The organism is Asticcacaulis sp. P2_C5 (genome assembly GCF_056404555.1).
Window position 1 is genome coordinate 316,326 of record NZ_JBFUDU010000001.1, and the last position, 13,197, is coordinate 329,522.

The window sequence follows — 13,197 nt, forward strand, 5'->3', positions numbered from 1 at the left end:
ACCATTTTTTTCAGCTCAAGCGCCGCATGGCTCGCCGCATAGGCGGCGGGCATGAAGCGTCTTTGGCGCCCTTGCCAAGCTGCGATGACGCTAAGTCATCGCAGCTTGGAATAGGTTTCAATCGGAGGATTTTCGCCATGGCTCAACGTCTGCAGGGCAAGATATGTGTCGTCACCGGCGGCGCCAGCGGTATCGGTGCCGCCATAGCCACCAGCTTTGTCCATGAGGGCGGGCAGGTCGTGGTGACCGACATAGACGCGGAAACGGGCCTCGCCCTGGCCCAGTCCCTGGGCCCGACCGCGCATTTCAAGCGTCTTGACGTCACCCGGGAAGACCAGTGGATCGCCGTGCTTGACGAGGTCGCCGCGGAATTCGGAGGCGTGGACGTCCTGGTCAATAATGCCGGCGTTACCGGCACGGGCGACCGGCCCCATGATCCCGAAACAACGAGCCTGAGCGACTGGCAAAGGGTGCTGCATATCAATCTGGACAGCGTGTTTCTCGGCTGCAAGCATGCTATCCGGGTCATGCGCGCGACCGGCAGGGCGGGCTCGATCATCAACATGTCGTCGCGCTCGGGCCTGGTCGGTATTCCCCATGCCGCAGCCTATGCCGCCAGCAAGGCCGCCATCCGCAACCACAGCAAGACGGTGGCCCTGTACTGTGCGGAGCAGAATTCAGGTATTCGCTGTAATACGATCTTTCCTGCCTCGATCCGCACCCCGATGTGGGAAGCGATGATCCACGGCAAGGCGGAGGAAGCGGCCCTGATAGCCGGCATGCCGTTGCATCGTTTTGGCCGGCCCGAAGAGGTGGCGGCGGTGGCGGTACTTCTGGCGTCTGACGAAGCCACCTATATTACCGGCTCGGAATTCAACGTCGATGGCGGCATCATGGCGGGGACCGCCACGTCACCCAAGTAGCGTGTCGCGACCTGTGCTACACCCGACCGAGATATGCTCGCGCCAGCTGCTCTTTGAGGCGCGACAGCCTTAAGAATATAATAGGCGCTGGGCGAGAATTAAAAAAGAAATACCAAATCACCACATAGAAAACTTATAATAATTATTGCCAAGCTTAAAGCGAGTTTACTTTTTTATAGTCATCGATTGTTAGTATAATGACGACCTGTAAATCTCTGAAAATTGGATGTTTCGTGAATGACCCCAAACCTGTTTGGGGTCATTTGTTATGCTGCCTCCCTTGAGTCCGCAACATCTGATCGCTGAATGAATATGTGGAAGTGATCGGAGCTGTTCCATGACGACGAATTGGCCGGAAGCGGGTCATCAGACCGGCGCTTCCGACACGGCGGAGAGCACGGAGCGCAAGCGCGCCGATGAGGTCCTGCTGCAGACCGGAGCGTTGCAGAACGCCATATTTAACAGTGCGAACTTTTCCAGTATCGCTACCGACGCCAAGGGCGTCATTCAGATCTTCAATGTCGGCGCCGAACGCATGCTGGGCTATACGGCTGCCGAAGTCCTGAATAAAATTACGCCGGCCGATATTTCCGATCCCCTGGAATTGGTGGCACGCGCGAGCGAACTCAGTATCGAACTGGACACCGCTATCTCGCCGGGCTTCGAGGCGTTGGTGTTCAAGGCTTCCCGCGGCATCGAAGATATTTATGAGCTGACCTATATCCGCAAGGATGGCAGCCGGTTCCCGGCGGTGGTGTCCGTGACGGCCCTGCGCGACGCCGACGGGACTGTCATTGGCTATCTCCTTATCGGCACTGACAATACCGCCCGCGAACGGGTCGAAAAGGAACGGCAGCTCTTACTGGAGGCGCAGGAGGCAACCAATGTCACCTTGCGTAACAGCGAAGAAAAGCTGGCCGTTACGCTGAATTCCATCGGTGACGCGGTGATCGCCACCGACGGCCAGGAGCGCGTGACCTTCCTGAACGTTGTCGCCGAACAGCTTACGAACTGGACTCTGGCGGAGGCATTGGGCCGGCCGGTGTCAGAGATATTTTGTATCATCAGCAAGGAAACCCGCCAAGCCGCGACGATCCCGGTGAGGGATACCCTGGCGATGGGCAGGATACACGGTCTTGCCAACCATACCGTCCTGCTGGCGCGGGACGGTCGCGAGTTCGATATCGCCGATAGTTGTGCCCCTATTCGCGACCGCGACGACAAGGTCATTGGCGCTGTGCTGGTGTTTCGTGACGTGACCGCTGAATATGCCGTGCAACAGGCCATGCGCGACAGTACGGCGATGATTCAGACGGTTCTCAACACGGTCGCCGATGGAATCGTCACCCTGCACGCCGATGGCGGCATCGTGGAGAGTGTCAACCGCGCCGCCGAACGCATGTTCGGTTACTCGGCTGACGAATTGATCGGTAAAGACTTCAGCCTGATCATTCCGGAACTTGACCGTGAACAACGCAAAGGTTCGCTCGACTATTACAAGCCGAGCGAAGAGGCGCAGGCTTCGGGCATAGGCCGTGAGGTCATGGGCCGGCGCAAGGACAACAGCTACTTTCCGATTGAGATGGCCGTCAATGAAATGACATTGGGCGGGCAGCGCTATTTCACGGGCATCCTGCGCGACACGACGGCGCGCAAACTGGCCGATCAGGCGCGTCAGGCAAGCGAGGCGCGGTTGGACGGCATTATCGCGTCGGCCCTGGACGCCATTATTGCCGTTGATTCCTCGCAGCGGATCACGCTTTTCAATTCATCCGCTGAAAAGATATTCGGACTGACGTCCGAAGAGGTATTGGGTTCGAGTCTCGACCGCCTTATTCCGCAGCGCTTTCGCGTCGCACACCGGAGTCAGGTAAAGGGCTTTGGCGCAACGAAACTCAGTAACCGGACCATGGGCATATCCGGCGAGATATTTGGCCTTCATGCGGATGGCCACGAGTTTCCGGCCGAGGCTTCCATCTCGCAGCTTGTGGTGAATGGAGAAAAAATCTTCACGGTGATGCTGCGCGACATTACCGAGAAAATTAAGGCGGAAGAGGCCTTGCTCAAGGCGGGTGCGCTGCAAAGTGCCATCTTCAATAGCGCCAACTTCTCCAGCATCGCCACTGACGCCCGCGGCGTTATCCAGATATTCAATGTCGGCGCCGAGCGCATGCTGGGCTATGCAGCGGCCGAAGTGATGAACAAGATCACGCCGGCCGACATTTCCGATCCACTGGAGCTGGTGGCGCGTGCCACGGCTTTGAGCACCGAGCTGGGCACAGCTATCATGCCGGGGTTCGAAGCCCTGGTGTTCAAGGCGTCGCGCGGCATTGAGGACATTTATGAGCTGACCTATATCCGCAAGGATGGCAGCCGGTTTCCGGCCGTCGTGTCCGTGACCGCTCTGCGCGATGCCGACGAAACCATCATCGGCTATCTGCTGATCGGAACGGAGATCAAGGCCGGAGCCCTGCAGAGCGCCATCTTCAATAGCGCCAACTTTTCCAGCATCGCCACCGATGCCCGGGGCGTCATCCAGATATTCAATGTCGGCGCCGAACGGATGCTGGGCTACACGGCCGCCGAGGTCATGAACAAGATCACACCGGCGGATATTTCCGATCCGGAGGAGGTGATCGCGCGTGCCCGCGCCCTGAGCGTCGAGCTTGAAACGCCGATAACGCCGGGCTTTGAAGCCCTTGTTTTCAAGGCTTCGCGCGGCATTGAAGACATCTATGAGCTGACCTATATCCGTAAGGATGGCAGCCGGTTCCCCGCCCTGGTGTCGGTGACGGCCTTGCGGGATGCGCCAGGCACGATCATCGGCTACCTGTTGATCGGCACCGACAATACGGTGCGTAAACGGGTTGAAGAAGAGCAAAAAAAGTCTGACCAGCGGTTGCGCGACCAGCAATTTTACACCCGCTCCCTGATCGAATCCAATATCGACGCCCTCATAACCACCGACCCTTTGGGCATTATCACCGACGTCAACAAGCAGATGGAAGCCCTGACCGGGTGCACCCGCGATGAGTTGATCGGCGCACCTTTCAAGACCTACTTCACCGACCCGGATCGGGCGGAAGCTGCCATCAGCCTTGTGTTGCGGGAAAAGTCCGTCACCGACTACGAGCTGACCGCCCGTGCCCGCGATGGGACCAGGACCGTTGTATCCTATAATGCAACCACGTTTTACGATCGGCATCGCACGCTTCAGGGCGTCTTCGCGGCTGCGCGTGATGTCACGGAACGCAAGCGGGTCGAATCGGAGTTGCGGCATGCCAAGGCCGCTGCGGAAAGCGCCAGCCTGACCAAGTCTGACTTTCTGGCCAGCATGAGCCACGAGATCAGAACCCCGATGAACGCGATCATGGGCATTGCCGACCTCCTGGCCAAGACGCCGCTCAATGAGGAGCAGGACAAATATGTGCAGATCTTCCGCCGTGCCGGCGACAATCTGCTGAATCTGATCAATGACATTCTCGACCTGTCCAAGGTTGAAGCCTCGCAGCTCGAACTCGAGCGGTCAGGTTTTTCGCTGATCGGTCATCTGGAAAAAATAATGGAGATGGTGGCCGCCAAGGCCCAGGAAAAAGGCCTGGTACTGGTATGCACCATCGCACCGAACGTTCCTGCCAATATCGTCGGCGACGCCATGCGCCTGAGGCAGGTCCTGCTCAACCTGATCGGCAATGCCATCAAGTTCACCCAGGCCGGGCAGGTTTCCCTTTATGTCGACCTGGATGAAGGCGCTGCCACGCCGGCGGTCCTGCGCTTCGCGATCACCGATACCGGCATCGGCATTGCCAGCCAGAAGCTTGGGCCGGTGTTCGAACGTTTCACGCAGGCCGACTCATCCACGACCCGGCGCTTCGGCGGCTCGGGGCTCGGGCTGACAATCTGCAAGCGACTGGTCGAACTGATGGGCGGGCGTATCTGGGTCGAAAGCGAAATCGGACAGGGGAGCATGTTTGCTTTCACCATGCCCCTGGACATCTGGGATGAAACGGCGCGCCCCCTGGCTACACTGATCGAGGCGGGTCTTCATCTGAACCTGCGGCCTTTGCGTATCCTGCTGGCCGAGGACTCGCCCGACAACTGCGTCATCACCGTGGCCTATCTTGAGGATACGCCCTACCAGGTGGATGTCGCCGAAACCGGTGCCATTGCGTGCCGGATGTTTGAGAGTGGTCATTATGACCTGGTACTGATGGATCGCCAGATGCCCGTTATGGATGGTTTAACGGCAACCCGGACCATCCGGGCTTGGGAACGCGACCACGGTTTCAAGCCGATACCGATCATAGCCCTCACCGCCTCGGCCCTGAAGGGGGACAGGGAAATGTGCCTGGCTGCCGGATGCACGGACTTCCTGACCAAGCCCATCAAGCAGGAGATCCTGCTAAGCGCGATCAAGAAAAACACCCTGGCCGATCGGCATGGTTCACCTGGCGAACGCGGTCTGGAGCCTATCGTTCCGTTCAAACTGAACCCGAAATTGCTCGCCCTGGTTCCGGCCTATCTGCTGGATTGCGGCAAGACGGTCACCGCCATGCACAGTGCCCTGGACAAGGTCGACTTCGTCACAGTGATGTTTCTCGCGCACAATATGAGCGGTTCCGGGGGCGGCTATGGACATCCGGTCATAACCGACATCGGTGTTGCGCTGGAAGGCACGGCGAAGCGCGCCGATCTCGATGCATCGCGCATATGGGTGGGCGAATTGTCGAACTATCTGTTGTCGGTTGACGAACGGGCGATTTGAATATTTCCGCAAGGCGGAAGACATGGCAGGTCCGCGGTTAGCCCGCGCGAAGCTGTTGAACGAAGGACTTTACCTCGCGCTGAAGGTCTGCCGCCTGACCGGAAAGATTGCCCGACAGCGACATGAGTTGCGTCGAGGCCGCACCCGTCATTTCCGCGGCGCGTCCGACCCCGAAGATATTCTCCGTCACCTGCAGCGTTCCGTCGGCGGCCCGGGCGGTATTGGCGGCAATTTCATTGGTGGCTGCCCCCTGCTGTTCAACAGCAGACGCCACGTTGGAAGAGATGTGTCGAATATCTGCAATCGTGGCAACAATCTTTTCGATCGACTCGACGGTGCGCTGGGTGGCGTTCTGGATCTCGGCCACCTTCTTGCCGATGTCCCTGGTCGCGAGCGCGGTCTGGGTCGCGAGTTGCTTTACCTCGGAAGCAACGACGGCGAATCCCTTGCCTGACTCCCCGGCGCGCGCGGCTTCGATGGTCGCGTTGAGCGCCAGAAGATTGGTTTGCGACGCGATGTCATTGATCAGGTTGACGACTTCGCCAATGCTGTTGGCGGCGCCGGCCAGGGCCCGGATCTCTGTTTCGGTGTTGTTGGCCTCATCGGAAGCTTCAGCCGCAACTGCGGCGGCCCTGCATACCTGAGCATTAATTTCACGAACCGACGCATCCATCTCTTCCGTCGCGGCGGCTACGGTCTGCACGTTGGTCGAGGCCTCTTCAGCGGCGCCCGTAACGACCTGTGCCTGACGTGCCGTCTCTTCCGCCGTCGCTGACAGGCTGTGGGCCGCGTCGGAGACCTCGCCTGAAGACCTTACAAAGGAATCCGCCAGGGCGCCCATCCGGCCCTGAAAGTCGTCGGCTATGGCGTGGCGGGCCATGCGCATGCGTTCGGCATTTTGTGTTTCACTCTCAACCGCCTGGGCGCGCAGGCGTTCCGCCTCCTCAAGCCCCTGCCGGAACAGCTCGGTCGTTCTGGCCATGGCGCCCAGTTCGTCCCGGCGATCCTGTCCGGGGACAGTGAGGGAGAGCTCTCCGTGTGACATGGCCGTCATGGAAACGGTCAAGGCCTTGACGGGCGCGACGATGCCGGATCTCGTCAGCCAGAAGGAAAGGCCCATGATAAGGAAAAGGCCTCCCAATACAGACACATAGGTTACCATAACAGCCTTATTGGCGTCGGATTGGAGCCTGGCTCCGAGCGCGTTATTCTCCTGAACCGTTGCATCCACCATCTTCGAGATGCCACTATTAACCACCAGTATGGGCGGATTACAGCTTTGCGTCATGGCTGCGATCGCCGCTTCACGCTGCCCGGACCTGGCCAGGGAAATGGTTTCCGCGCACGTGTTGGTGAGGGCTGAGTTAAAGTCTTCTTTGAAAGCCTTAAGCGCCTCGGCTTTGCCGGGCATACCGACTATGGCCGTATCGATGCCCTGGTTAAAGGCTGCCTTACCCTTGGCAATATCATCAGACGCCTTGCTGAGTTCCGCGTCGTTGCGGGCTGTGATCAATTTCAGGATCGATCGAACCGTCCAGACACCCTGCCGGCCCGACTGAGACAAGGCGACAGCTGAGCTGGCCGGTCCGGTCAAGGCCTGATCGTAGGCCCTGGAAATGTGCGTCATCTGTGACGAAGAAAAAACAACGGCGCCCACCGCAACGACAGCCATCAGCGCCAATAATGCCAGAACCTTGCCGAGCATGGGTATGTTTTTGAATGACATGAGAATTCCTCAACCTCTATGACCAAAACCCATTCCACTACGTCTGAACAGGATACTGAATGTTCGGATCGTGTTGCTCGCGATCTGATTATTTTTGAGTGTCTTGCGCACGCCTCGAATTCGTTTCGGCATTCACGCAAGGGCCGGTTTCAACAGGCAATATTCTGAGCGTGGTCTGGCTATCCTATTTTTTGGAGTATCATTCTTAATTCCAGATTAAATTTACAGCCGTACGCGCTTATTCGCCGCTGGCCGGGCCTTAATGGACGGCTTGTAGGCGCTGGATCTACGATGGGTTGCAATAATTCATGGGGGGTTGCAATAATTCATGGCCGCGTCGCATGTTTTCGGCCGCTATTGAAGCTATAGATTTACAGCTTCCTTATAATAAATCCGGGCAAACTTATTAGCTTTTCTTAGGGCCTTGATGCTATATTTGGTGACGTCGGCATACTTCAACACTGTTGGTCGATGTCATCTGACCATGGTGTATTATGACGGATAAAGAGTTGCCTCAGGCGGCGGACGCGAAGAATTGGCTTGCCGCCATCGTCAGTTCTTCTGACGACGTGATTATATCCAAAAACCTCGACGGCATTATTCTGACGTGGAACCGGGCGGCGCAGAAGGTTTTCGGTTATACCGGCGACGAAGCGATCGGAAAACACATCAGCCTGATTATTCCGAACGATCGGATCGACGAGGAATATCTGATCCTCGGCAAGGTTCGTAACGGCGAGAGCATCGACCATTTCGAAACCGTGCGCCGTACCAAGGATGGGCGCCTGCTCGATATCAGCCTGACCGTCTCGCCGATCATCGACGACGAAGGCAGGATCGTCGGTGTCTCGAAGATCGCCAGGGACATATCCGCCGCAAAGGCGGCGCAGCGCGCGGCCGCTCACCTGGCCGCTATCGTCGATTCATCCGATGACGCCATCATCAGCAAGGCACTGGATGGCACGATCACCTCATGGAACCAGGCGGCGGAACGTTTGTTCGGCTATACGGCCGACGAGGCCATTGGCCAGCATATCAGCCTGCTGATTCCACCTAACTGCCTGTCGGAAGAGGCGTCGATCATCGGCAAGATCAGGGCCAATGAGCGGCTCGAGCATTACGAAACGGTCCGCCGCACCAAGTCCGGGGACATCGTCGACGTCTCCCTGACCGTGTCGCCCATTCTGGACCAGAATGGCAATGTGGCAGGCGCGTCCAAGATCGCGCGCAATATCAGCGAGCAAAAGCGCACCCAGGTGCTTTTGGCCGAAGCCGGCCGGCGGCGGGAAGAGTTCATGGCCAATATGAGCCATGAGCTTCGCACGCCGATGAATGCGATTATCGGGCTTGGGCACGTTGTCAGCATGTCGGAAGGCTTGCGCCCGCGCGATCGCGAAGCCATGGCCATGCTGCGCAGCAGCGCCGACAGCCTGCTGAAGCTGATCAACGACCTGCTGGACTTTTCCAAGATTGACCGGGGCCAGATCGATATCGAGGAACAGGAGTTTGACCTGTGCGAAACGGCCAACTCCGTGGTCAAGCTGCTCGATGTCAAGGCGAGGGAGAAGGCTCTCTCCCTTGACTACCATTATGAGCCGGAACTGGGTGATCTGTATCGCGGCGACGCGTTTCGCATCCAGCAGATACTGACCAACCTGATCGGCAATGCCATCAAGTTCACGGAACTCGGCCGTGTCCGTGTGCGTGTCATGCGCGGGGCCGCGGTATCGGACGTCGTCTTCGAAGTGAGCGACACGGGGATCGGCATTCCCCTGGCCAAGCAGACGACGATTTTCGACAAGTTCACCCAGGCCGACTCGTCCATGACCCGCCGCTATGGCGGTACCGGTCTCGGTCTTTCCATTACCCAGGCCCTGGTTGACCGCCTTGGGGGGCGCATCGAGCTTATCAGCACGCCGGGCATGGGTTCGACATTTACCGTAACCCTTCCGCTTGTACGGGCGCCGGCCAACCCCGCCAGCGCCGCGCCGTCGGTGCAACGCAACACCAGAAATATACTGGTCGTCGACGACTATCCGGCCAATGCGGTGGTGATGGGCAGTATTGCCGAGCACCTGGGCTATGGCTATGACGTCGCCGTCAACGGGATGGAAGCGATAAAGCGTGTCGGGGAAACGGCTTATGACATTGTCCTGATGGACGTGCAGATGCCGGGCATGGATGGATTTGAAGCGACGCGGCGCATACGGCAGCTCGAGCTCGAGAAGGGTTTTCCCGCCGTGGCGATCGTCGCCGTCACGGCGCATGTCCGATCGTCCGACCGGCAACAGTGCCTGGACGCCGGCATGGTCGATTTCATTCCCAAGCCCTTCCATCCGGAGCAGATGGGGGCCTTCCTCAAGCAATTTGTCCCGGCGGGTTCAAGGTCGGCTGAAGCGGACGGCACGGGCGCTCCGATCATTCACTTCAGCGATCATCACGTGCCAAGATCACGGGCGTAGAGCGGGTCACGCCCCGGTCTGCGCCTGGTCTTCGGCCTGTTTCGTCCACCTGATGATCAGCTTGCCGATCGTGCCGCCCTGCACCAGCACAGCGAACAGCACAACGACATAGGTCGCCGCCAGTATCATAGTCTGGCCGCCACCCAAAGACAGGGCCAGGGCGATCGAGATGCCGCCGCGCAGGCCGCCCCAGACAAGCGTCGGCATGGCCAGCCTGCCCAGGCGCTGGAACGGATGCAGCACGATCAAGGGACCGGCGACGGACAGGGCGCGCGCGACCAGGACCAGGGGAATCGCCGCCAGGCCGATCAGGAGCAGGCGCCAGTCCGCCGAAATCGCGATAACTTCGAGACCGATCAGCAGGAACAGGACGGCATTGAGGATTTCATCAATCAGCGCCCAGAATTTCATGACATAGTCGCGCGTCGCGTCGCTCATGGCCTCGGCCACGGCGGCATTGCCGACGATCAGGCCCGCCACCGCCATGGCCACAGGACCGCTGACGTGCAGCACGCTGGCCAGGCTGTAGCCCCCCATGACGAGAGCCAGGGTGATCATGACCTCGATATTGTAGTCGTCGATGCTGCGCATCGCGACATAGGCAATGGCGCCCGTGACGAGTCCCAGGACGATGCCGCCGCCTGTTTCCTTCAGGAAGGCCAGACCGGCATGGGCGAGAGAAAAATCGCCGCCGCCCGCCGCGGCCGCCAGGACGATACCGAACACGACCACGCCGATGCCGTCATTGAACAGGCTCTCACCCGCCACCGTCGCCTGCAGGGTCGGCGGGACGCAGGCGTGTTTCATGACGGCCATGACCGCCACGGGGTCGGTCGGGCTGATCAGGGCGCCGAAGACCAGGCACCACAGGAACGATACCGGCAGGCCGATGAGCTGGGTAATGACATAAAAGCCCGCGCCGACCATGGCGGTCGACAACAGGGTTCCGATCGTCGACAACAGCAGGATATGCCAGAAGCCGGCCTTCATGTCGGTCCAGTTGATGTGCAGGGCGCCGGCGAACAGCAGGAAGGACAGCATGCCGTTCATCAGGGTCGTGTGAAAATCGATGCGGCTCAGGAAGCCGGTGACGAGCGGCGACAGGCCGAGATCCGGCACCAGGCGATCGGCGGCGACGACAAGCAGCGACGCGACGGCACCCATAAAGGTCAGGCCGACCGACGCCGGCAGCTTGAAGGTCCGGTGATTGATGTAGCCCAGGACGGCCGCCAGCACGATCAGGACGGCGGCGGCATCGAACGGGCTCAAATGGGATATTGTCATGTCACAAGGACTTTCACGGACGCCCGTTCGACTATAGGACGACCGGCGCGCCGTTTTCAGCCAAAATCGGCATGGACCTGCCGATTTTCGCCGGCCTCCATTATGGCTGGGCCGGCTCGGTCAGGTGCAGCCACACGCCGAAAGCCATGAGGGCCCCGGCAACCAGCAGTCCCAGGGTCCATGGCTCGTGCAGGAAGGCCAGACCGATGACGGCCCCGATGAAGGGCGCGGTCGAAAAGTAGGCGCCGGTGCGCGCGGCGCCGATTTCGCGCAGGGCGAAGACAAACAGGACCAGGCTGGCGCCATAGCCCAGCAGGCCGATGACCAGGGCGAGGCCTGTTGTCCCCGGCGAGGGCAGGTGCGCGCCGATGATCAGGGCCAGTGTGACATTGGCGACGCCGGCGATGACGCCCTTGATACTGGCCAGGGTCGGCGCATCGACATGCGAGATTTTCGATGTGCAGTTGTTGTCGATCGCCCAGCACAGGCAGGCACCGGCAACCGCCAGTGCGCCGGTGACGCCGGCATGGCCGCCGAGTCCGCGCAGGGCTAGGATGACGGCGCCCAGGAATATGGCCAGCATGCCCCAGCCGATCCGCCGGTTGAAAGGCTCGCGGAAAACCAGCCACGCTATGACGGCCGTGAACACGCCTTCGAGGGTCAGCAACAGCGATGCCGCGGCGCCGGAGGTGCGCGTGAGGCCGGACATCAGCAGGGCGGGGCCCAGGGCGCCACCGAACAGCACCGTCGCTGCCAGCCACGGCAGGTCGGTCCGTCTCAGCGTCGCCCCGGCGTTTTTAAGGCTCGTGAAGCGGACGATGGCGACGCCGCAACCCGAGCCGAGATACAGCAGACCGGCCAGCATCAGGGGGTCGACGCCGCCAATGATGGCCTTGGCGGCCGGTGTCGAGGCGCCGAAGAGCAGGGCGGACAGCAGCGCAAAGATGCCGCCGCGTTTTACGTCACCCAGTTTAAACTGAACCATCGCTGTTCCTTAAACGCCACGACCAGATCCGTCGAGGCTCATGATCGAACAGGTTCGACCGATGACTCTTTTTCGTCATTCGCAGCGTTAATTTGGGGCAGCATCTATCTTTGAAGACACATCGTGAGGCATTCCATGCATAAACTCATTCTGCAGATGCAGGTTTCCGTCGACGGCTATGTTTCGGCGGCGGCGCCCGGGACGAACTGGCAGGTGTGGAACTGGAGCGATGACTGGACGTGGGACGCAGCCCTGCGCCGCGAATTCAACGCCACGCTCGCCAGGGCCGGAGGGGTCCTGCTCAGCCGCCCCATGATCGAGGAGGGCTATCTCGACCATTGGACCGGCGTGGCGTCGAGGCACCCCGATGACGACGATTTCGCCTTTGCGCGGCGGATTGTCGCCGTGCCGAAAATCGTCGTGACCAACAAACTTGATCGTCCGCACTGGCCCGCTACGCGTATCGCGCATGGCGACCTCATCGACGCCGTGAACGCCGCCAAGGCATCATCCGAGGGCGATCTGGTGACGTTCGGCGGAACCGGGTTCGCACGCGCCCTGCTGCGCAACGGACTGGTCGACGAGTTGCAGCTGTATGTCAATCCGGCGGCGATCGGCGCCGGGTCGAAACTGTTCGACGATGCCGGGCTGATGCGTTTTACGCCGCTTGAGGCAACGGTCTATGAATGCGGCATCGTTGTCGTCAAATACCGTCCGCTGTCCGCCTGAGATGGCGAGCGCGGGCCGACGTCAAAGGGTAGACGCCAGGACGCCCGGTCGGGTCAGACGTCGCCGAGGATGTTTTCCATGCGCGTTTCACCCTTTATCGGTACGCCCATCTGATGTTCGTAATCAAGCGCCGCCCGGCGAATATGTGCGCAGGGCGAGACTGGACGAATCGCGACGCTGTCTCGAAACGTCCAGTCTTGAATGGAAGGCGATCGCCGCGCGTTGCGGGATTGAAGCGGAAACGTTTCGTCGCGCTTTCGTACGGGAATACGGGATTTCACCGCAACACTATGCCGCGAGAAACAAGGCGTGACGGCACGTCT

At 59.8% G+C, this 13,197-nt stretch carries 8 protein-coding genes; 5 read left to right on the plus strand and 3 right to left on the minus strand.

The genetic code is table 11. The features are described from left to right. The first annotated feature begins 137 nt into the window (after positions 1 to 137). Both AC1DXO_RS01200 and AC1DXO_RS01205 read left to right on the plus strand, forming a co-directional pair. On the plus strand, positions 138 to 923 hold the full coding sequence (locus tag AC1DXO_RS01200) for a glucose 1-dehydrogenase (RefSeq protein WP_476976254.1): 786 nt from the start codon (positions 138 to 140) through the stop codon (positions 921 to 923). Positions 924 to 1,260: 337 nt separating this feature from the next. Beyond that, positions 1,261 to 5,688 (plus strand): PAS domain-containing hybrid sensor histidine kinase/response regulator, encoded by a 4,428-nt coding sequence (locus AC1DXO_RS01205; protein ID WP_476976255.1) that lies wholly within the window; start codon positions 1,261 to 1,263, stop codon positions 5,686 to 5,688. A 37-nt stretch (positions 5,689 to 5,725) separates the two neighbouring features. Here AC1DXO_RS01205 and AC1DXO_RS01210 read toward each other — a convergent pair whose 3' ends face one another. Continuing rightward, positions 5,726 to 7,414 (minus strand): methyl-accepting chemotaxis protein, encoded by a 1,689-nt coding sequence (locus AC1DXO_RS01210; RefSeq protein WP_476976256.1) that lies wholly within the window; start codon positions 7,412 to 7,414, stop codon positions 5,726 to 5,728. Between the two features lie 494 nt (positions 7,415 to 7,908). Between AC1DXO_RS01210 and AC1DXO_RS01215 the strand changes: the two genes are divergently transcribed. After that, entirely contained in the window at positions 7,909 to 9,876 is a 1,968-nt protein-coding gene (locus AC1DXO_RS01215; RefSeq protein ID WP_476976257.1) for a PAS domain-containing hybrid sensor histidine kinase/response regulator, read from the plus strand. A gap of 6 nt (positions 9,877 to 9,882) precedes the next feature. On the opposite strand, the gene AC1DXO_RS01220 is transcribed toward AC1DXO_RS01215, so the two are convergent. Next, positions 9,883 to 11,160, minus strand: coding sequence for a cation:proton antiporter (locus AC1DXO_RS01220; RefSeq protein WP_476976258.1), 1,278 nt, complete (start codon positions 11,158 to 11,160; stop codon positions 9,883 to 9,885). A 100-nt stretch (positions 11,161 to 11,260) separates the two neighbouring features. After that, positions 11,261 to 12,145, minus strand: coding sequence for a DMT family transporter (locus AC1DXO_RS01225; protein WP_476976259.1), 885 nt, complete (start codon positions 12,143 to 12,145; stop codon positions 11,261 to 11,263). A 135-nt stretch (positions 12,146 to 12,280) separates the two neighbouring features. Here AC1DXO_RS01225 and AC1DXO_RS01230 point away from each other — a divergent pair, with 135 nt between their 5' ends. Further along, positions 12,281 to 12,874, plus strand: a complete 594-nt coding sequence (locus AC1DXO_RS01230; RefSeq protein WP_476976260.1) for a dihydrofolate reductase family protein — start codon at positions 12,281 to 12,283, stop codon at positions 12,872 to 12,874. A gap of 1 nt (position 12,875) precedes the next feature. Continuing rightward, positions 12,876 to 13,187: a helix-turn-helix domain-containing protein gene (locus AC1DXO_RS01235; protein WP_476976727.1), complete on the plus strand. Its 312-nt coding sequence runs from the start codon at positions 12,876 to 12,878 to the stop codon at positions 13,185 to 13,187. Positions 13,188 to 13,197 lie beyond the last annotated feature (10 nt).

Excerpts from the sequence above, each read along its gene's own strand:
- AC1DXO_RS01200 (WP_476976254.1), top strand. The coding sequence starts at position 138 with ATGGCTCAACGTCTGCAGGGCAAGATATGTGTCGTCACCGGCGGCGCC.
- AC1DXO_RS01205 (WP_476976255.1), top strand. The coding sequence starts at position 1,261 with ATGACGACGAATTGGCCGGAAGCGGGTCATCAGACCGGCGCTTCCGAC.
- AC1DXO_RS01210 (WP_476976256.1), bottom strand. The coding sequence starts at position 7,414 with ATGTCATTCAAAAACATACCCATGCTCGGCAAGGTTCTGGCATTATTG.
- AC1DXO_RS01215 (WP_476976257.1), top strand. The coding sequence starts at position 7,909 with ATGACGGATAAAGAGTTGCCTCAGGCGGCGGACGCGAAGAATTGGCTT.
- AC1DXO_RS01220 (WP_476976258.1), bottom strand. The coding sequence starts at position 11,160 with ATGACAATATCCCATTTGAGCCCGTTCGATGCCGCCGCCGTCCTGATC.
- AC1DXO_RS01225 (WP_476976259.1), bottom strand. The coding sequence starts at position 12,145 with ATGGTTCAGTTTAAACTGGGTGACGTAAAACGCGGCGGCATCTTTGCG.
- AC1DXO_RS01230 (WP_476976260.1), top strand. The coding sequence starts at position 12,281 with ATGCATAAACTCATTCTGCAGATGCAGGTTTCCGTCGACGGCTATGTT.
- AC1DXO_RS01235 (WP_476976727.1), top strand. The coding sequence starts at position 12,876 with ATGGCGAGCGCGGGCCGACGTCAAAGGGTAGACGCCAGGACGCCCGGT.